General features: G+C 47.4%; 13 protein-coding genes and 1 pseudogene. 8 read left to right on the forward strand and 6 right to left on the reverse strand.

Going from position 1 to position 19,815, the window contains the following annotated elements; genetic code table 11:
- The first annotated feature begins 371 nt into the window (after positions 1 to 371).
- Positions 372 to 1,406 (forward strand): LCP family protein, encoded by a 1,035-nt coding sequence (locus tag LQV63_RS26170; protein WP_233698877.1) that lies wholly within the window; start codon positions 372 to 374, stop codon positions 1,404 to 1,406.
- Between the two features lie 394 nt (positions 1,407 to 1,800).
- On the opposite strand, the gene LQV63_RS26175 is transcribed toward LQV63_RS26170, so the two are convergent.
- Positions 1,801 to 3,144: a lytic polysaccharide monooxygenase gene (locus tag LQV63_RS26175; RefSeq protein ID WP_233698917.1), complete on the reverse strand. Its 1,344-nt coding sequence runs from the start codon at positions 3,142 to 3,144 to the stop codon at positions 1,801 to 1,803.
- 848 nt (positions 3,145 to 3,992) lie between these two features.
- On the opposite strand from LQV63_RS26175, the gene LQV63_RS26180 reads away from it, so the two are divergent.
- Positions 3,993 to 6,059 carry a serine hydrolase gene (locus LQV63_RS26180; RefSeq protein ID WP_233698878.1) on the forward strand — a complete coding sequence of 689 codons (2,067 nt, stop codon included), beginning with the start codon at positions 3,993 to 3,995 and terminating at the stop codon, positions 6,057 to 6,059.
- 535 nt (positions 6,060 to 6,594) lie between these two features.
- Here LQV63_RS26180 and LQV63_RS26185 read toward each other — a convergent pair.
- From LQV63_RS26185 to LQV63_RS26200, 4 genes are all read right to left on the reverse strand, one after another.
- Positions 6,595 to 8,409, reverse strand: a complete 1,815-nt coding sequence (locus LQV63_RS26185; RefSeq protein WP_233698879.1) for a S41 family peptidase — start codon at positions 8,407 to 8,409, stop codon at positions 6,595 to 6,597.
- A 297-nt stretch (positions 8,410 to 8,706) separates the two neighbouring features.
- Entirely contained in the window at positions 8,707 to 9,591 is an 885-nt protein-coding gene (gene cysW, locus LQV63_RS26190; protein ID WP_233698880.1) for a sulfate ABC transporter permease subunit CysW, read from the reverse strand.
- Positions 9,592 to 9,667: 76 nt separating this feature from the next.
- On the reverse strand, positions 9,668 to 10,531 hold the full coding sequence (cysT, locus tag LQV63_RS26195; RefSeq protein WP_233698881.1) for a sulfate ABC transporter permease subunit CysT: 864 nt from the start codon (positions 10,529 to 10,531) through the stop codon (positions 9,668 to 9,670).
- Between the two features lie 32 nt (positions 10,532 to 10,563).
- Positions 10,564 to 11,631 (reverse strand): sulfate ABC transporter substrate-binding protein, encoded by a 1,068-nt coding sequence (locus tag LQV63_RS26200; protein ID WP_233698882.1) that lies wholly within the window; start codon positions 11,629 to 11,631, stop codon positions 10,564 to 10,566.
- 387 nt (positions 11,632 to 12,018) lie between these two features.
- Here LQV63_RS26200 and LQV63_RS26205 point away from each other — a divergent pair, with 387 nt between their 5' ends.
- Both LQV63_RS26205 and LQV63_RS26210 read left to right on the forward strand, forming a co-directional pair.
- Positions 12,019 to 12,318 (forward strand): DUF2089 family protein, encoded by a 300-nt coding sequence (locus LQV63_RS26205; protein WP_233698883.1) that lies wholly within the window; start codon positions 12,019 to 12,021, stop codon positions 12,316 to 12,318.
- Positions 12,318 to 12,605 carry a hypothetical protein gene (locus tag LQV63_RS26210; RefSeq protein WP_233698884.1) on the forward strand — a complete coding sequence of 96 codons (288 nt, stop codon included), beginning with the start codon at positions 12,318 to 12,320 and terminating at the stop codon, positions 12,603 to 12,605. The genes LQV63_RS26205 and LQV63_RS26210 overlap by 1 nt, the downstream gene beginning before the upstream one ends.
- A gap of 160 nt (positions 12,606 to 12,765) precedes the next feature.
- Here LQV63_RS26210 and LQV63_RS26215 read toward each other — a convergent pair whose 3' ends face one another.
- Positions 12,766 to 13,491, reverse strand: coding sequence for an MFS transporter (locus LQV63_RS26215; protein ID WP_233698919.1), 726 nt, complete (start codon positions 13,489 to 13,491; stop codon positions 12,766 to 12,768).
- On the opposite strand from LQV63_RS26215, the pseudogene LQV63_RS26220 reads away from it, so the two are divergent.
- From LQV63_RS26220 to LQV63_RS26235, 4 genes and pseudogenes are all read left to right on the forward strand, one after another.
- A pseudogene (locus LQV63_RS26220) lies at positions 13,440 to 13,952 on the forward strand (NADPH--cytochrome reductase); the annotation flags it as partial. The gene LQV63_RS26215 and the pseudogene LQV63_RS26220 sit on opposite strands and share 52 nt — an antisense overlap.
- A 348-nt stretch (positions 13,953 to 14,300) precedes the next feature.
- Positions 14,301 to 16,829, forward strand: a complete 2,529-nt coding sequence (locus LQV63_RS26225) for a DUF4855 domain-containing protein (protein ID WP_233698885.1) — start codon at positions 14,301 to 14,303, stop codon at positions 16,827 to 16,829.
- Positions 16,830 to 17,160: 331 nt separating this feature from the next.
- Positions 17,161 to 18,552 carry a cytochrome P450 gene (locus tag LQV63_RS26230; RefSeq protein ID WP_233698886.1) on the forward strand — a complete coding sequence of 464 codons (1,392 nt, stop codon included), beginning with the start codon at positions 17,161 to 17,163 and terminating at the stop codon, positions 18,550 to 18,552.
- 118 nt (positions 18,553 to 18,670) lie between these two features.
- Positions 18,671 to 19,741 carry a chondroitinase-B domain-containing protein gene (locus LQV63_RS26235; RefSeq protein WP_233698887.1) on the forward strand — a complete coding sequence of 357 codons (1,071 nt, stop codon included), beginning with the start codon at positions 18,671 to 18,673 and terminating at the stop codon, positions 19,739 to 19,741.
- Positions 19,742 to 19,815: the final 74 nt, after the last annotated feature.

Below are 19,815 nucleotides of genomic sequence, written 5' to 3' on the forward strand. Positions count from 1 at the left end.
GGACGGGCTGATGGCACAGCCCTAAACTTAGCAGTTTTCCAAACCAGAAATGGACAGCGGAAGCACCAACTAGCTAAGAATCCCACGGCTTTAGCCGTGTGGAGTGTCAAAGCTTAGATTACGTGGGGATTGCGGATGTTAACAAGTATGGTGTCTCTGATATCATTCTGGAATGGACCTTGGGCGCAGGAAAAAAAAGTGAGTTGTCTATCCAATTGCACAGGTGATATCCGCAAGCTCTCTGTTAGGAGAGCTTTTTTGTTTGGCGATCGTCGAAAACCACTGATAAGGGTTCGGCATCGTGTTCATTATGTTTTTATTGGGATATCAAAGGGATGGATTCAATAATCTCAGAGGAAGAAGTGGGAAAAATGAAAAAACGAAAAACGAAAAAAAGTAAAAACACCTCTAAAAAATGGTGGATCATACTAGGCGTTGTCCTTATTCTCGGACTCAGCGGCTTTATCTTCCAGAAGCAATTAGCTATGTTTGCATTTGATATATTTTTATCCGACACAGTAGAAATCAAGCTGTCTGATTCGTATAAACCGATTGACGGCAAGCCGGCAGTGGACCGGGAAATTACAAAGCCGTTCTCTGTTCTTCTCCTAGGTGTTGACCAACGCGACGAAGATGAGATCGGACGCTCGGACACCATCATATTTTCAATTATCCGCCCGAAGGACAACAAGGTGCTCTTAGTTTCAATACCGCGCGACACATACACCGAGATTGTAGGGCATGGCACAACGGATAAGATTAACCATGCATTTGCTTTCGGCAGCGTAAAAGACAAAGTGATCGGCGGTCCTAAGATGAGTATGGATACCGTCGGCAAGCTGCTTGATCATGAGATTAATCACTATGCGACGATTAACTTTGAAGGGTTTAAAGATGTGGTTGATGCAGTGGGCGGTGTAAAACTGCCGATTAAAGAGGATATCGTCAATAAAGGAGCAGCACACGAGAAATTTCGTGTCGATGCCAACAAGCCGATCTATAGCGGTCAAGAAGCCTTGTATTTTGTGCGTTACCGCGAGGATTCCGATTTTAATCGCACAGAACGCAATCGTATCTTTTTAGAAGCGTTTAAGGATCGCGTGCTCGAGCTCGATCAGATTGCAAAGCTCCCCATGTTGATGGATATTATGGGCAAGAACTTTAAGACGGACATGAAGCCGCGTTATATTATTGATCTTGCCAAGCAAATGTTCCAAATGGGCTCGGCTCCAACGATTAGCAGTTACATGCTGCTTGGTGAAGGTGAACGTATGGATGATGGCATTTGGTACTACCTTCCGAATGAAGAGGATCTGACTTACACGAAGAGTCTGATTACGAATTGGATGGACCCGAATATACAGCCGTCAGCCTTAATGGTTCCTCGTAAGATGGAAGCAGAATAACACAGCACAAAGTCAGCTGCATCGATGCGGCTGACTTTAATCGTCCTTTGATGAATTTATAGGAACGAAATACACAGGGGAGATTGTTTAATTCGTTTCATTTAATCAAAGATTCAGAGGGCAAGAGAACTTTTCTCTAATGAACCGGCGGCGTTGGCGGTGCCGTAATTCCGCTGCTCACCAGATGAGAGTCTTGACCACTTTGACGTAAATGAAAATTCTCATTGTTCTAATTTATGAAAACAGAAAAGCAAGGAGCGGTGTCAGCGTTACACCGTTCCTTGCTTTTTCGCTCTAAATCTCCATAATCGGCATTAGTGATATTTCCACACACCATTTGCTATATGAAAAACAATGCCAACCGATGTAATTTCTATCCCGTTATCAGCTATCTTTACTTCAGCAGCCATAAGGCAGGAACATTAGGCGGCTCCCAGCCAACTAGTGACGTATGTGCTACACGTGCTTCATACGTCTGTCCGTCATATGTGACGAGCGCTCCAGCCGTGTAAGATGTATTAGGAGCCCAAGGAGCAACGGTTGGGGCTGGGGCTGTCTTTACGCTTACGGCATTGCTGCTAGGCGATACGTTGCCAGTTGCGTCAAAAGCAATCACTGTAAATGTATACGAGGTATTCGGCGTTAATCCGGTCACATTGTAAGTCAATCCGCTTGTTGTGGCCACAAGCACAGTGCCGTTATAGATGCGATAGCCTGCAACGCCAACGTTATCTGTAGAAGCGCCCCATGATAGCTTTACACTTGCATCTGTTATGTTGGAAGAAGATAAATAAGTTGGTGCAGTTGGCGGTACGACATCAGGCTGTGGCGCTTGGGTCGTGAATGTGACGGCATTGCTGTTGGCGGATATATTGTTGGCAGCATCCACCGCGCGAACCGTATAAGTATAAGAAGTATTAGCCGTCAGTCCGGTGAGATTGTAAGTTAGTGTGGTGCCATTCGTGGTAGCTGCCAGGGTTGAGCCCTTGTAAATTTTGTAATCGGTTACACCGATATTATCGGTCGAAGCGTTCCAAGTCAAGGATGCGCTTGTGGCTGTGATGTTCGATACAGCTAGGTTGGTTGGAGCCGTAGGCGGGATAGTGTCCACAGGAGAGCCGCCGCCGAAGTCAACGTCGATGACGTTGTAGAAGGCATTCGCAGTATCTGCAATCTCCCATACCGCCAAAATGACCTGATATCCAGTCCGGCTTGGCACATTGCAGGTATCCGAGTAGGAGTGAGGCGGCTGCTTTCCTTTGTAGTCTACGTTGCAAAACGGAGTCAGATCGAACGAATCGCGGGTTAGCGGCGCATTAGGATTCCAATCCTGCTTCGTGATGTAATACTTCCAGCTCGTTGTCGCATGGTTGGCTTCGATCGTCCAATGGAAAGTTGTCGTACCAGGAGAAATGTTAACCTTGCTCCAGCGGGTTGACGATTGCTGGTCGAGCTCTGGGAAAGCCCCGTTGGCGCTTGCGATCTTTCCGTCTGCCGGTCCGGCAGCAGGGAAGCCTTTATATGCTTCCAAGCTTTGAGGTTCGTAAATAATGGAGCCGCAATTCTTATTGACTCTTTTGGCGCATAAGTCCGCGCGGCTGCTTGGCGAATCAATGTAGCCGTGGGCATAAGCTTTGCTGGAGAAGACCAACATCACGAACATGAGAGCCAGCATCACCCCACTTGCGATTAACAGCTTCTGCATGAGTTGAATCGATAAACGATTGTATGCCAACATCATTTTCCTCCTTTAGGTTTGATTTGACAAGGTATTCCCTTCTTTGCTTGCATCCAGCTAATGGCTTCATCCCACCTTCCTTCTTTACGATTTTGACTAGCTATCCATTTGAGATGACAAATGGTATATAAACTCAATTTTTGAGCTTATACCGGACAAAAAGGGGAATGCTCTGGGATCAGCATGAATATATACACGCTTAAACTAATGCATCGAGTGTAATCACTTGGGGAGAATATTAGTGCAGATATTAAGATTGGAATAGATTGCGGCAGGCGTTGGGTTATGGAATGGGTGCGTTTACAGTGAGTGGATAAAACTAAGAAAAAGTAAACGGAAGTCTCAATTATTATAAACATTAATGCGCTTTAACTCAAAACGACTCTTGGAGTAAGGAAAGCCCATACAGACGAAATTCCATTTCATTTTCACACGTTTTCTCCTTTACGCGGGCATTTGTAAATATTTTTATTACTATTAAAGCCAAACACTGTAATGACGAAGGGGGAGTGCCAACACGCAAAGGCGCTTGAATTCACTCCACTGAGGGGGGAGATTAGTTGCTTAATGAATAAGGAATATGGTATATTATTCACAGACCGAACGTTCTGTTTGTTTAAAAGGAATTAGAAGGATAGTTCTTAGGTCAACTGAAAATCAAAGAATCCTATTTTTTTCGAATTATAATAGACCGAACATTCGGTTTGTTATAAGGGGAGAGGTGATTATTCCACAGTAGGTTCCTAACAATCAAATGGAACGCTTCATTTCCCAATGACAGCGACTATGGGACTGAAAGGTTCATAACATGACAAAGATACAAGGAAAAAAAAGGAGTTAGATGAAAAATGAGTAAATTACCGGAAAAGAAAAGGAATTCCTTACTTATCAACAAAATAACAAAGGTAACTCTTGGTGCCGCGATGCTGGCATCTCCCTTAGTGGCGCATACTCAGCCAGTGAACGCCGCTCTCAGCTCCGCGCCAGTGTCTTCTCTTGCTTCCACGCCGGCTTTAAACACTCACGAGGCCGAAGCGTTTTTTGACCGTTTTTTTGCTAGTCCCGAGAGTAAAGCACAGTATGCCGGAGCAGCCGTAGTAGTAGTGAAAGACGGTAAAGTGGTAATTCAGAAAGGCTATGGGTACTCTGATAAAGACAAGAAGACACCCGTCGATGTACAAAAGACGGTATTCCGATTAGCCTCGGTCTCGAAGTCGTTTACAGCAGTAGCGTTAATGCAGCTCGTTGAACAAGGAACTGTTGATCTTAAGCAGGATATCCGCAGCTATATCGGAGACTTACCGCTGAGCAACCCCTTTTCTACACCTGTAACCATAGAACATTTATTAACGCATACGACAGGCTTTGAGAATCGCGAGGTAAGAGACGAAGACGTGTATTATGATTTTGACAAGGTCGTCTCTTTAAAGGATTATATCCGCGAAACGATGCCTCCCGTCGTCCGGGAGCCAGGAACTAGCTATATGTATGATAACTTCGCCTCCATGCTTCAGGGATATATTGTAGAACGCGTAAGCGGAATGCCGTTTGAAGAGTATATGGATAAAAACATATTCAAGGGACTTGGAATGAATTCAAGCGGATTTTTGCTAAAGGGAAATGTAAAGGACCGGCTCGCGGCAGGATATGATGGGAGCGGAAACCCTGTACCCATATACGCCATGTCACCAACGGTAATGCCAGACGGAGGCATGTTGTCGACTCCGGAAGACGTAGGGAAATTCATGCTTGCTTTCTTAGATGAAAACGCCAGCGAGAAAGGACGTATCCTCTCCACTAATTCCGTAAAGGAAATGAGCATCTATCGTTCGGCCATACATCCGCTGCTTCCCGATACGACTTACGGTTTTGAAGCTGCGGTGCCACTGCCTGGAGCAGGGAGCAGCGATAAGGTTATCACCAAAGAGGGGGGGTTGTTTGATTCCAGCGCCTACATTTGGTTCATTCCAGAACAGCGTTTAGGCGTCTTTTTCGTTTGCAATCAAGCGAGCCAACTTCAACATTCCTTATATACTGCATTCATGGACTCCTTTTTCCCTGAATACGGGAAGCCAGCCGTTCTCCAGCACACCGTCCCGGCTGCTCCCGAGCAGGATTATTCCGGTCTATATATTAATTTAAGAGCCAAAGGATTGGTTAGCACGGTCTCAATCTCGGAAGACGGGAAGTTGTCCGCATATAATGCTTTGCAACGGAAACAAACGATGAAACAGGTTGCGCCCGGATTGTATATTAGTGATAACAGAATGTTCACCGCATTCCAAAAAGATCCGAACGGCCGTGTCTATATGAAACTGAGCGAATCGACAGGGGACTATTCCATCAAGGCGGAAGTGGGAAAAGGATTCAAGGATGTGGATTCCAACCATCCGTATGCCCGTTATATCATTGGCCTGCAATCAGTCGGATTGTACGATGACGACGCCTCCCAAGCTTTCCTGCCGGAGCAGGGAGTAACGAGAGGGGAGTATGTACGCAATCTGCTTACCATGTCCGGGGTGTCTGAAAGTAAAAATCCAATTCAATTCAAGGATGCTGTGAACGATCCGAACGGACCCTATATTCAGGCCGGGAAAGAACTCGGATTCGTTGTGGGTACTGAGGATCATGCATTCGAATCCGACAAGGAGATTACTCGTCAAGAAGCAGCGCTTATCCTCTGGCGTGTCATCTCATCCAAATATTCCGAGAACGGGAATGAAAAAGTTAAAATTGCCGGTAAAACGGATTCGTGGGCCCTTAAAGCTGTACAATTAATGGCAAGGCTCAAATTCTATGGACCTGATATTAGAGAACTTTCAGATGGAACCATTGAGTTCCGTTCTACCGATGTTCTCACCCGCAAAGAAGAAGCTTGTCTCTTGTTCAATGCTCTGACTCAACCTCCTGAATAATTCATTTTGTCCTCAAACAGACCGAATATTCGGTCTGTAGTCTAGTGTCAAAGGTAAAATTCTAATTTAAGAAACAGAAAAAGCAAGGAGCGGTGTCAGTGTTACACCGTTCCTTGCTTTTTCGATAAGGGGTTAAATTTAACTGTACACCTTATATCTATAGTGGAGGGTTCAAGTAAGAACTTAAAAAAGGATTAAAAAGTAAAATTGTTTTATTTTTACTCTTATTCTCTTTATTTGTGTATCTGAATAACAGAACGTATACATGAACCTGAACATTCTTATTTGGAAAAGCAAGCACCTCGTACTTAGGATTTATTATTTTTGCGGAGCACGATAAACCCCGCGCAATGATTAAGAGAGAAGCCAAGAAAGTCACCCTCATTGAAGGTTCAGAGAGGATGACTTTCGTATTAATGAGTCTATGAATCCGATTCCTATTCCGATGAGTTCACGGATATCGATAGACTGTGGGCGTCTCGCCTCCTTTAAAGGAGGAGATGCCATGGAGTTAATGACGTGGTGTCAATCATGATTAGTTTAGGTGCGCTCTGGCTTTAATGATTTCGATTGCCTTTTCTATATAAACATCACGCCCTTCACGAACCTCTTTAATCGTCCGTTCGACCGGTACCGTAGGTTTAATCCCAACGAGGTGGTGTTGGCTGCCGTCATGTTTCAATACTCTCATTCCTGTCCATCGAATATCAATGCCACCCGGTAAATTAATATTGTTAATGTTCCCGTTTACGCCTGCCGTCGTTTCTCCGACAATTTCTCCTAATCGATAATGTTCAACGACACCCATTACCGCTTCTATTAAGCTATAGGAGCCGCCATATGTAAGAAATACAATCTTCCCTTTAAATTTTGGTTGCAAAGGTTCAATAGACGACTGTAAATTTAGTAAATCATTTCTTTGATCGCGATCCGGGTATAGAGATATAGGTTTATCGTATTTTGCCGTTGTAATCTGCCGATCGGTTAAATAAGACAACATTTCGGAGTGAATAAATTCGTTCTGAGTAGGATAGCCTCTTAAATCGAATATAACTCCTTTAGCATTTGTCAGCTCGTTTAGCTTCTCCTTAAACATGTCAGGTGTTACCTGTGCTGTATTGACGTAATATATTTCGTCTGCGACTTTATTAATGGAGATAGGGCGAATAAATTCATCGACCACTTTACCTTTGTCCGAGTAAGGAATAGAAATGTCAAATTTGCTTTCCCCACGTTGAACAGTCAGTTTTGCTTCCTTTGCGATCTTCCCAGCCACAAATTGTTGGGTAGCTTCCCAACGTTTTAACTGCATTGTGCCAGAAATATATTTTTCCAGTTGCTTAAAATAAGCTGTGGCGCTCTTCCCATCAATATTTACGATGATATCCCCCGGTTTCAGATCAATGCCTTCTTTTACATTTGAAATCACAACTTGTTCTTCAATCCATTGGACGGTAAAAGGGAGGTATGCCTGTTCACTTGTCTGACTTATATGTTTAACTAAGCTATGCCCATCTTGCGTTTTCTCTAACATCTGTCTCAATGTTTGAAAAAATTGATCTGCCGTGCTGTCTTTCAAGCTTTGCTGCAATGTGTTCGTTAACGTTTGCTCCCAATCGACCTTGACTACATCGAAATAAGGGTAAAAATGTTGAAAAATATTCCAAGTTATAACAATGTTTGCTAAGCGGACATTTTCATCATCTAATGGATCTTTTGTTAAATCGATTCGCGCAAGATGCTGTTGAAGCTGCTTCAATGCACGTGTCGATTCCTGTGTTGCGCCGATCGTTCCCTTATCGTCTCGGTATAAAACCAGCGGGATATGTGCGTATACATCCGGAGTAATCTGTTGGACAATCGTTTCTCCTGCCTGCAAAACTCGATCCGTGAACTTTATTCCACCGAGTATAAATTTAATCTTGCTAGCATCGTCAGATAGTATCCGTAAACTCTTGTATCCAGGATTGTTCAATGCGACGCCAATGTGAAGCCAAGCAGTCAAATTTTTTGCTTGTTTAGGCGGGCTGAGCCGAGTTGCGTCGTCTTGTTTCGTGAGGCGCATCGTCGGAGCAATCGGGTAAAAAAGCTCGCGTAACGTTGTTGTTAATTCGTCCTTCGTTTTTGCAGTTTTTACTTTGCTCACGCCATGAATGGCAAATCGATTCCAGTCGATTTTCTCATTCTCATCGCTCGGGTGAAAAAACCTTACATATCCATACAGCTTTGCAAACGCTCGAACGTTTACAAGCTCTTGATTAGCGGTCTTCTCCTTTTCTTTCGCAAAAGCGGGTACCGCTGACATTAGAAAAATGATTGCTGCTACGAATAAAAGACTAAACTTCTTCATCTGTAATTTCTCCTCATATAATGTTTTAGTATACTGTTCTAATTATAATGAGGTATATTCTTCCAAAGAATCGTCTATGGTTTAGTCTATTGTTAGACTTAAGTCTAGTGAGTAAGCTGGACTATCTATTCACCTTGTCTCCACATATTACGAAATGTTTCATAATTAGGGGCTTATTAGTGACAAGTGGCTTTTATTTTTCATGGCCTGCGCCGCGCTTAAAAGGATCGCCCTCGGTCCTTGCGGTGCGGCGGTCGCTGCCGCTTAAACCGCTTAAGGAGAAAGGGCGATCCCTGTTCAGAGACGCTTCCGCTCGAGCCACTGCTTCGCCGTGAGGGTGAGCAGCGCAACGGCGACCAACAGCGAGGCTGCGGCGAACGCGGCGGAGAACTGGTATTCGTTGTAGAGGATTTCCACATGCAGTGGCAGGGTATTCGTCTCGCCGCGGATATGGCCGGAGACGACCGATACGGCGCCGAATTCGCCCATGGCGCGGGCGTTGCAGATGACGATGCCGTATAGGAGCCCCCATTTGATATTCGGCAGCGTGATGTGCCGGAACATCTTCCAGCCCTTGGCGCCGAGCGTGGCAGCCGCTTCTTCTTCAAGCGTGCCCTGGGATTGCATGAGCGGGATCAGTTCTCGCGCCACGAATGGGAATGTCACGAACAGCGTGGCTAGCACGATGCCGGGGAGGGCGAACACGATCTGCACATCGTGCGCCGCCAGCCACGAACCGAACCAGCCGTGCGCGCCGAACAGCAGAATGAAGAGGAAGCCCGCTATAACCGGCGATACGGCGAACGGCAGGTCGATGAGCGTAATGAGCCATTGCTTGCCACGGAAGGCGAACTTGGTCAGACACCACGCGGCGGCTATACCGAATATCGTATTCAGCGGCACGACGATGAGCGCCGTGAACAGCGTCAGCCGGATAGCCGCTAGAGCGTCCGGCTCGGTCAGCGCCGCGAAGTAGACATCCGCTCCCCGCTTGAACGCCTGCACGAATACGGCCGCGAGCGGGAGCAGCAGGACGAGCCCGATGAAGCCGAGCGCAACGGCGATGAGCAGCCGGCGGGCGAGCGGCGATTCGGTCGTGCAGCCGGCGCGCGGTGCAAGCTTGCGGGCCGTCCCGCGGGCTGGCGGGGAAGTGGTGCCGGGATAGGAATGAGAACCGGCCATGCGTCAATCCTCCTTATTGTTGATAGTAACGGTTGACGGACAACAGCAGTCAGACCCGATGGCTCCGTCATACGGTTCATGGCGATGTCATGCGGCGTGCAGCCTTCCATTGCAGCGCATTGATGAGCAGCTGCAGCAGGAAGGAGAGAATGAGCATAACGAGCGCAACGGCCGTGGCGCCCGCGTAATCGTATTGCTCCAGCTTGGTCATGATGAGCAGCGGCGCAATTTCCGTCTTATATGGCATATTGCCGGAGATGAAGACGACCGAGCCGTATTCCCCGATGCCGCGTGCGAAGGCTAGCGCGAATCCCGTCAAGAGCGACGGGAGCAGCTGTGGCACGATAATGCGGCGGAAGACGGTCAACCGCTTCGCGCCGAGCGTGGCGGCGGCTTCCTCGACGTCTGTCTCCCAAGACTCCAGCACCGGCTGCACCGTGCGCACGACGAATGGAAGGCCGATGAATGTCAGGGCGATCGCAATGCCGGCTGCGGAATAAGCGCTCGGGATGCCGATGGCGTACAACCAGCGGCCTATCCAGCCGTTCTCGGCGTAGATCGACGTAAGCGCGATGCCCGCCACCGCGGTCGGCAGCGCAAACGGCAGGTCGATGATGCCGTCAAGCAGCCGCTTGCCGGGGAACGAATACCGCACCAGCACCCAAGCGACAATAAAGCCGAATACGACATTAATCAGTCCGGCCGCTAACGCCGTCGCGAAGCTGATGCGGTAAGCTGCAAGCACGCGGGCATCGAAGACGGTTGCCCAGAAGCCGTCCCAGCTCAATTCAAGCGACTTCAGAACGACGGCGGACAGCGGGATGAGCACGAGCAGCGACAGATAGCCGATCGTAAACCCGAGCGTGATGCGGAATCCCGGGAGGACCGCATACGACTTGCCCTTATGCGGCGCCCGCTTTGGGGTTGGTGTGGCAGTCATCGGGCATTGCAGCCTCCTTTTTTTCCGAAGATTCAACGTCTATAGATCTCGTCGAACAAAGCGCCATCGGCAAAATGCTTCTTGTGCGCCTGGGCCCAGCCGCCAAACTGATCATGGATGGTCAACAGCTTCACTTGCGGGAAGCGCTGCCCGTACTCAGCAGCAACTTTCTCGAGCCGCGGCCGATAATAATGCTTGGCGGCTATCTCTTGCCCTTCCTCGGTATACAAATACTCAAGGTAAGCTTCCGCCACCTTGCGCGTTCCCCGCTTATCGACGGTTCCATCCACGACGGCCACCGGCGGCTCCGCTAAGATGCTCACGGTCGGCACAACGATCTCGAACTCATCCTTGCCAAGCTCATTCGCCGCCAAGAATGCTTCGTTCTCCCATGAGATAAGCACGTCGCCAATGCCGCGTTCCACGAAGGTGGTCGTTGCTCCGCGCGCCCCGGAATCGAGAACGGGCACGTTGCCGTAGAGGCCGCGCAGCCATTCCTTCGCTTGCTCCTCATCGCCGCCGCTCGCCGCGAGCGCATACCCCCAGGCGGCGAGGTAATTCCAGCGCGCTCCGCCGGAGGTCTTCGGATTCGGGGTGATGACCTGGACGCCCGGCTGCACGAGGTCGTTCCAATCGCGTATGCCTTTCGGATTGCCCTTCCGCACGAGGAAGACGATGGTGGAGTAGTAAGGTGCGCTGTTGTCCTTCAAGCGCGTCTGCCAGCCTTCCTTGATAAGTCCCGCCTGTTGAATGGCATCGATGTCGTAGGCCAAGGCCAGCGTGACGACATCCGCCTGCAGCCCGTCGATGACGGAACGCGCCTGCTTGCCGCTGCCGCCATGGGACTGCTTCACGGTCACGGACTGTCCCGTCTTCCCCTGCCAATAAGCCGCAAACGCCTTGTTGTAATCCGCGTACAGCTCGCGCGTCGGATCGTAGGATACGTTTTGGAGCACGACAGGCTCTGTCCCGGCGGCGGCTGTACCGCTTGGTCCGCCCGTCTTCGTTCCGGCTGTCCCGCCTCCACAGGCAGCGGTCAGGCTCATGGCTGCGATGAATACCCATAGAATAATCTTTTTACGGTATTGACGACTGCTCATCTTGCATGACTCCTCTCTTCGCAGCGCTCCGATTCCAAGCGGAGACGCTCCGTGCGGCAAACGCAGCATAGTATTTGCTCGCGCTTGCTTGTTTTAAATCCGATAGGACAACTTGGTTATTGTGTGATATGCATGTATGTTATCAGCACTTTTGGGCGGAAGTCAACGAAGATTTACGGCATTGCAACTTGTTTCCAAAGTCGTAAAAAGATGAGGCTGGCCGCTGGTTGAAAGCGTTTTATATTAGTCTGTTCCGACGAATAAGAAGCCAGTTTATTCCAAAATGCCTGTTAATACGATGTATGTAGACAAATAATGAATATAATTAAAATAAACTTGAATAAAATTAATATTTAGATTAATATAATTAAAAAAGGAGGGGAGTTAATGGAGCGTGAAGAAATCCCGTCTTGGATTTTAGCTTTGGATAAGGAGTCCCTTGAATTTATAAGGAAGTTTATTATCAATTCGGGTTCTCTAAAGAATATGTCCCAACTGTATGACGTTTCTTATCCAACGGTCAGGGCTAAGTTGGATAGGCTAATAAAAAAAATTGAACTGCATAGCAAAGAAGACGAAGTAGAGTTCGTTAATATGATTAAAAATTTAGTAATTGATGAACGAATTAGCTTAGAAGTAGCAAAAATAATTATCGATAAATATAAAAAGGAAAGAGATGATGATTGATGCTTCATGTGATTCAATTCTTAGGTGCACTAGCCATACTAGGAATTCAATATTACCTGTCCAGAAGACATAACGCATATTGGGGAGCTATCTTGCCAGGGATTTATATTTCGTTTTTTGTATATGGGCAGTTATCAGGAGTATTTAACGAAGGTAAAGAAGTCTCAATGATTTTGGCAGCGCTTGGCGGTATGGCGATTTTATTACTCGCATGGGTTAAAGGAAGAGAATCCGTAAAAGTCAAAAGAAAGAAAGAGTTGGACAAAATCTCGTTGCATGATATGTAATCCAATAAACATCAAATTACAGAAGTCTAATCGAGTCAGAGTGGTTTTAAGCTGACAATTCAGGAATCTTTCCTGTAATCCTGAAGCTTAAGTGCTGAAGGGAGAATAACCCGTCGAGGTGTAGATCAGCGGGTTATCATTTATATAGTCGGAATCTAATTTACCTCCTGATGAACAAAACTTCCTTTTCATGCGGAAGCAAAGCTTTATGGTCTAAACGATAGCTGATATAGGTCAGCAATGATGCAGCGATCGCTACGATCCCCCCAACCCAGGAAACATCGATTAGTTCCATGTTCGTCGTGACAAATCCGCCCAGCGCCGATCCAATCGCGATTCCCACATTGACAGATACGGGAGTTAAGGATGAAGCCAAATCTTTGGCAGACGGAAAATGTTTATCGGCTAAATCAATGAAATACAATTGCATAGTGGAGTTCATCGTATACACGACTAGCGCAATGAATGAAATGCTAATCAGTCCCGCGACAATCGAATGGGAGGAAGCATAAAGCGACGCGAGTATGGCGGCTTGAATAAGAAACACATACCGCAGCTTTCCAATCCCGTTGCGGGCTGCCAATTTCCCGCCAATTAACGTGCTGAAGACGGATACAACCCCGTAAAGTAAAAATACAAGGCTAATATACCGGTCCGGGACAGAGAACACTTCTTGCAGCAGAGGGGTTAAATATGTATATACGGTATATGTCGCTCCAATACTTAACGCCGGAATGAAGAGTGCGATGATTATACGCGTATTGGCTAGCAATCCGATTTGTTTTTGTAATGAACTCCGCGTTCCCTTTAGCCCTTTAGGGATGGTTGCCGAGCTTGTTCGTTCGCACACCGGAATCCGGATTTCAGCTCCCCGATGATCCCGCAACTCCGATTATCATGGTGGGTCCCGGGACAGGAGTAGCGCCTTTTCGAGGCTTCTTACAGGCACGTGACGCATTGAAGCTGGAAGGATTCGCTCTTGGTGAAGCACATCTTTATTTCGGATGCCGGAACGAATCTGATTTTATGTATCGGGAAGAGCTTGAACAATATGAAAGAGACGGAATCGTTACTCTTCACATTGCTTTTTCGCGCGTGGAAGGCACACCCAAAACCTATGTGCAGCATCTGCTAGAACAGAATTCATCAGATGTAATCAACCTCCTTGCTGGAGGAGGGCGGATCTATGTATGCGGAGATGGCGCCAGAATGGCGCCGGATGTTGAGTCTGCATTACAACAAGCATATCGAACTGTACATGGTGCAGGTCACGAAGAAGCAAAAGATTGGTTGGATAACCTTCAAACAGAGGGGCGTTATGCTAAAGATGTATGGGCTGGCACATAAAGAGAATGAAGAAAGCTGTCTCTAGAGTAGATTTCCTACTTGAATGGGGCAGTTTTTTTTGTGGATATTATTCCGTGTGCAAACGGTTTAAGGGTTTTGCCTTGGCAACACATTTTTTCCCGGAGCAACTTATTTGAATGACAGGCGTCTTTCGGCACGGGGAATGGGATAAGGTAAACAAAAGTATATAAAAGTCATGAATTGTCTCTTTGAATCGAGGAACAGGTCTCTTAATGTTACATTGAAGACGCTTTCTTCAAGCTTAATCAATCATTGCAACGAAATCATAGCTAAGGAGGGAATTAATAATTTTACGGAGGTTGTAAACCAGACTCAGGAGGGAAAAAGATGAACTTGATGAAAAGATGGATATCCCTAACCGTTTGCATGGTGATGATGTTGACTGCGATTCCCAATGCGCATGCGGCTGAGAATCAACCGGAACTTCGCAATCTTGCCAAGGAGGCTAGCTATGAATGGTCGGAGGCGCCGGAATCCAGTTATCCGGATCCCGGGAATAAGCTTACGGATGGAAAGATTGGCGGCTTGAACGTTCTGGATCCGGCATGGGTCGGGAGTTTGCACAAGACAACTCGTGAAATCGTGCTCGATCTCGGTGAGCGCAAATCTATCTCTAGTGTAAAAGCACATTTTCTGCAAGATTGGCCTTCTTCGGCTATTCTCTTCCCGCTGACCGTATCGGTGTACGTCTCCGACGATAAGGAGCATTGGGGTACGATAGCTCATAGAGCGACTGAGCATTTGTGGGTAGATGGACCGCCGGTTGACCAGTACTATGTGTGGGACGGAAGCAAGGATGGAATTCCAACAGCCGGCTCTGATGCGGTGATGGCTTATGCCCGTTATGTCAAAGTAACGTTCTCCATGCACCCGAAAGCATGGTCCTTCATCGATGAAATTGAGGTCTGGGGAGCCGATGGCAAAGCAGAGGGCGCGAAGCAGGTGCCTTCCGAAACGTTCCATTATTTGCAGCCGGGAGAGCCCACAGCAGGAATACGCAACTTGTCGCTCATATACAACGGCTATTATTCTGACGTCCCGAAGCTGACGAAGGAAAATTTGATTCCTGAGATTGGCTATGTCAATAAGGAAGGAAAACTAGCCGACTGGTTCTTTGACGGCGTCTTGATGCTTGGTTTGCTGACTCCGCAAGGACATGATTTTGGCAATGGAGAAACGAACCTGTCGGAATGGAAATGGTATCTGGATAAGACGTTCAACGATCAGGGTGATATGTATCAGGTGAATGAGGCGACCAAGGAAGTTGGCGAGAAGCTGGGGCAGCCCGAACATAAAGTAAAGGTCGTCATGATGATACCGAATCCGGGGGAGCATTTATCGAATTTTGGTGATGTGGATGGCGATGGGGTCTCGGAGAACTTTAACGCTGGCGAGGTCGGCGAAGAAGCGGCTATGGCCAATAGGAAAAAAGCCATCCGCTGGTGGATTCAAGAGGTTATGCAGCGTTGGAACACGAGCAGCTACTCCAATCTTGAGCTTGTCGGCCTGTATTGGCTGGATGAGCAAGTAAGCACGAGCAAGTCGGGACCGGAGTTCCTTCGGTTCGTCAACGGTCTCGTACACGCTCAGGGGCTGAAGGCATTCTGGATCCCTCACTTCCTGAGTTATAAAAGCTTTATGTGGAAAGATGTCGGATTCGACTCGTCTGCCTTCCAACCGAACTATTACTTTGAAGAGCTGAATATGGATCGGCTCAAGGATGCGGCAAATATTGCGAAGCGGTACGGTATGGGCGTAGAGCTCGAATTCGACGACCGGATGTTGAAAGACAAGGCGTTCCGCAAGAGATTTTTGGAATACCTCGATGCCGGGGAACAGTTTGGTTTTAAGGATCATGCTTATAAAGCGTATTATAAAGGCAGCGGCACTATATTGCATGATGCGGCAGCAAGCAAAGATCCAGAGATACGGGAACTGTATGATAAGCTCTACCAATTTGCAAAAGGAAGTGCTGCGGATAATAAGGCTCCAGTAGCGGCGGATGCTGCATTCAGCACGGCAGCGGATACGCCAATCAGCGGTAAGCTGGCGGCAAGCGACGCCGACGGGGATGGACTGACGTACAGCATTGTGGAGAAGAGCGCAAAAGGCAAGGCGGAAATAACGGATGCTGCTACCGGCGCCTTCACCTATACGCCGAATGCGGGGCAGACGGGCACGGATACGTTCACGTTCAAGGCGAATGACGGCAAGGCTGATTCCAATATCGCCAAGATAACGGTGACGATCGGTTCCATGCCGGCAGGGGTTCAGACGGTCTTGGCGGGTGCCGGCTCCGTCCCGGCAGGGGAGAAGTTTACCGTTACGTACGGTCTGACAAGTGTCACGCAGGCTGTATATGGTCAGGATATCAGACTCGATTATGATTCCGCTTTCATGGAGTTTGTGTCAGCGAGATCCGTCATCGACGGAATCAGCCTTGTCGAAATCGACAAGAAAACGGCCGGCAAGCTTCGTGTGATAATGGCCAGCCAAGGTGCCGGGCATGCGGTCACTGGCAATGCGGAGCTGGTGGAGTTTACCTTTAAAGCGAAAAAGGATGCCCAGTCTGCCACAGGCGTCATTTCAATCTCTAGCGCTGTGCTGGGAGATGAGCAAGGAACTGAAACGCAAGCGGCACCTTCCTCTAAGACAATTCAGGTGACGGCAAAGATACCGGGCGATTATAATGGGGACGATAAAGTCACTGTCGGCGATCTGGGCATCGTTGCCTCCCATTACGGTAAAACCAAACAAAGTCTGGATTGGGAGCAAGTGAAGCATATGGATGTCAATAGAGACGGTAAAATCGACATTCAGGATCTAGCCGCCGTCGCCAGAATCATGCTCAAGTAAACGGGAAGAGCGACGAAAACCGGCGATATGCGACGCAATAATGATGGGCCGCAGTTGAAAGCATACTGCGGCCCTCTGTTATTTCTATTCTCTTTAAAGCTCTTTAAAAATATTTGCGGCGTATTTCTCTGCGCTTCTCGCAGCTCAGATTCAGTCGTGCTATAAGTTCCTTGGAAGGTATATGCAGGTAAAGAGCTGGTTCCTATCAAATTGCTTGATGCAGCGTGGTTCTATTGGCCCCATAAGCCCAGCCATGAATTACATAGGATTTATGGATTACTATGAAGAATATGAATGATATTAATTCATTTTATAAAAAAGAGGTGTGAATATGGATGCTAATAATGGTATACCCGTCACACAGATTCCTGGTCCACGTTCTGTAGGTGGTTGGAGAATGAATATGTTCCATTTTTTTCGCAGCCCGTTAATGTTCCAGCGTTGGTTGTATCATACGTATGGCAACTTGGTTGCTATGGGACAGGGGGACAGACCTACGCAAGTTTTTGCATTTGGACCTGAATTGAACCGTCAAATCCTTACCAATCCGGAATTTTTCGAAATTAGCACAGCGCTTGTAAGGATGCCTAAAGATACGGTTATGGGGCGGATGTTTTTTAACAACTTGTCATTAATGAAAGGAGAAAAACACAAACAGCATCGTCGTCTTATGCAGCCGGCTTTTCATCACGAACAAGTCTTGCAGTACAGTAAAGATATGTTCAGACTTACTAAACAGTTAAGCGATGAATGGCAGGATAAAGCCGAAATTGATTTGAATCTGGAAATGAAGAAATTAACGCAACGAATTGCAGTCAAAACGCTTTTTGGATTGTACAACGAAGAAGAATTGAATCGAATAGGCACATTTATCACACAAATGACCAAATCGATATTACTGGTCTCCCTCGCACCCTTTAACTTTCCGTATACACCGTATCATCGGGCCTTGCGCAATGCCGAGCAACTGAATACACATATTCGTTCGATGATTGAACAAAAAAGATTAGAACGAAACGCCACCGATGTACTTGCCTCGCTTGTAAAAGCTCATGATGAGGATGGCACAACGCTAACTGATGAAGAATTGATCGGTCATACGTTCAACTTATTTATCGCTAGCCATGAAACTACAGCAAATGCACTGACATGGACCATTTTTCTGCTGAGCCAACACCCAGACATCCTATACAACCTTTTGGAGGAACTGAAAGAAATTGAAAATGAACTGAGTCTGGATAAACTAAGCAAATTGCCGTTACTTGAAGGAGTGGTGAAAGAAAGCTTGCGCTTATTGCCGCCTGCGAGTGTTGGTGTTCGGATAACTGCTTCTTCGTGTGAACTGGGGGGGTTCTCCGTTCCAGAAAAAACAAATGTCTTCTTCAGTCAACTGATTACGCATCGAATGCCTGAACTTTATGACGAACCAAATCGTTTTATACCCGAACGCTGGAGCACTATCAAACGAACTCCATTTGAATATTTGCCATTTAGTGCGGGACCGCATATGTGCATCGGCTGGGGCTTTGCCATGCAGGAAATGAAAATTGTCCTTGCCGTACTCCTTATGCGGTACCGTTTCTCCGTTGTTCACCATGCAAAAATTAGTCCCAATCTAATGATGCGACCTGTAAGCGGGATGCCTATGCGTATTTTTCCTCAAGATTGGAAATTCGAACGAGTGCCTGTTCGTGGAACTATTAATCAACTGATCGATTTTTAACTGGATTAAAAAACACTGACGCTTATATCATTCCAATGAATCTATAAGTATGGTTGAAAGCGCTTGCCGCACAATACCCAACCTCAGAAGAAAATGACAAGAAAAGGAGAGATGACAATTGAGTAATCCAGAACGCTTTGCAACCAAGCTGAAAAAAACGGCGGCACTTTGGTTTGTTTTTTTGTTAATTATCACCTTAGTGCCGTTTGCAGGGAGTGTAAGCGGCGCTTCCGCAGGAGAGGAGTCTGCAGCAATGCCGCAATGGGCGGTTCAAGAGCCTGACTCTGGCACGCCAACAGGCAAGAATGCGATTTCTTGCAGCACGGCTTCCTGCCTTTCCAGCGCTCTGAAGAACGTGATGCCAGGAAATAAAATAGTGCTCGCGCCCGGCACTTACAAGGGCAGCTTCTCCTCGGACGTGAATGGAACAGCGGAGCAGCCGATCATCATCCAAAGTGAGGACCCCGCCAATCCGGCCGTGTTATCGGGCCATTCCACAGGCTCAGGGTTCAGCCTGCGCGTACGCGGCGACTACTGGAATGTTCGCGATCTCCAATTTACGAACGCCCAGAAAGGCATCATACTGGATCATTCGAACCATACGCTCATTACGAATGTAGAAGTGTACAACATCGGCTCTGAGGGCGTTCATTTCCGGGACGGCAGTTCTTACAGCACCATACAAAACTCGAATATCCATCATACCGGAAGAACATCGCCAGGGTATGGCGAAGGGGTGTACGTTGGTTCCGCCGAAGGAGCCAGCTACAACCAGGCCACACATTACAATACGATTCGCAATGTGGTCATTGGCCCTCACGTGACAGCGGAGCATATCGATATTAAGGAAAGAACGCTCGGCACGGTTGTAGAGAATTGCACGTTCTATGGGGAGGGAATAAGCGGCAAAAACTATGCCGACAGCTTCATTGATGTGAAGGGCAACGAGGCCGTTATCCGTAACAATGTCGGGTATCAAGACAGCAACAGCATTATTGTCGACGCTTTTCAGCTTCATCAGATCGTCGCCGGCTGGGGAATCAACAACAAGTTCATCAACAATACATTGCATCTGGATGACCCTGCGGTCTACGTCGTTGCAGGATACGGCAACGCAAGCGCATCGGCGACGCAAAATACGAGAATCCCGGCGGGCAATATGTACAAAGGAAACATTGCAGCATACTAAGAATATCCAATCCAATATCCACAGGGAGCATTGCTCCTTCAAAGCTATGGAAACCATGTTATTTATACTTAATA

The organism is Paenibacillus profundus, from assembly GCF_021369635.1.
Classification (GTDB): Bacteria; Bacillota; Bacilli; order Paenibacillales; family Paenibacillaceae; genus Paenibacillus_B; species Paenibacillus_B profundus.

What these genes read in the sequence shown, in the direction of transcription:
- LQV63_RS26170 (WP_233698877.1), top strand. Translation starts at nt 372, where the DNA reads ATGAAAAAACGAAAAACGAAAAAAAGTAAAAACACCTCTAAAAAATGG.
- LQV63_RS26175 (WP_233698917.1), bottom strand. Translation starts at nt 3,144, where the DNA reads ATGTTGGCATACAATCGTTTATCGATTCAACTCATGCAGAAGCTGTTA.
- LQV63_RS26180 (WP_233698878.1), top strand. Translation starts at nt 3,993, where the DNA reads ATGAGTAAATTACCGGAAAAGAAAAGGAATTCCTTACTTATCAACAAA.
- LQV63_RS26185 (WP_233698879.1), bottom strand. Translation starts at nt 8,409, where the DNA reads ATGAAGAAGTTTAGTCTTTTATTCGTAGCAGCAATCATTTTTCTAATG.
- cysW (WP_233698880.1), bottom strand. Translation starts at nt 9,591, where the DNA reads ATGGCCGGTTCTCATTCCTATCCCGGCACCACTTCCCCGCCAGCCCGC.
- cysT (WP_233698881.1), bottom strand. Translation starts at nt 10,531, where the DNA reads ATGACTGCCACACCAACCCCAAAGCGGGCGCCGCATAAGGGCAAGTCG.
- LQV63_RS26200 (WP_233698882.1), bottom strand. Translation starts at nt 11,631, where the DNA reads ATGAGCAGTCGTCAATACCGTAAAAAGATTATTCTATGGGTATTCATC.
- LQV63_RS26205 (WP_233698883.1), top strand. Translation starts at nt 12,019, where the DNA reads ATGGAGCGTGAAGAAATCCCGTCTTGGATTTTAGCTTTGGATAAGGAG.
- LQV63_RS26210 (WP_233698884.1), top strand. Translation starts at nt 12,318, where the DNA reads ATGCTTCATGTGATTCAATTCTTAGGTGCACTAGCCATACTAGGAATT.
- LQV63_RS26225 (WP_233698885.1), top strand. Translation starts at nt 14,301, where the DNA reads ATGAACTTGATGAAAAGATGGATATCCCTAACCGTTTGCATGGTGATG.
- LQV63_RS26230 (WP_233698886.1), top strand. Translation starts at nt 17,161, where the DNA reads ATGGATGCTAATAATGGTATACCCGTCACACAGATTCCTGGTCCACGT.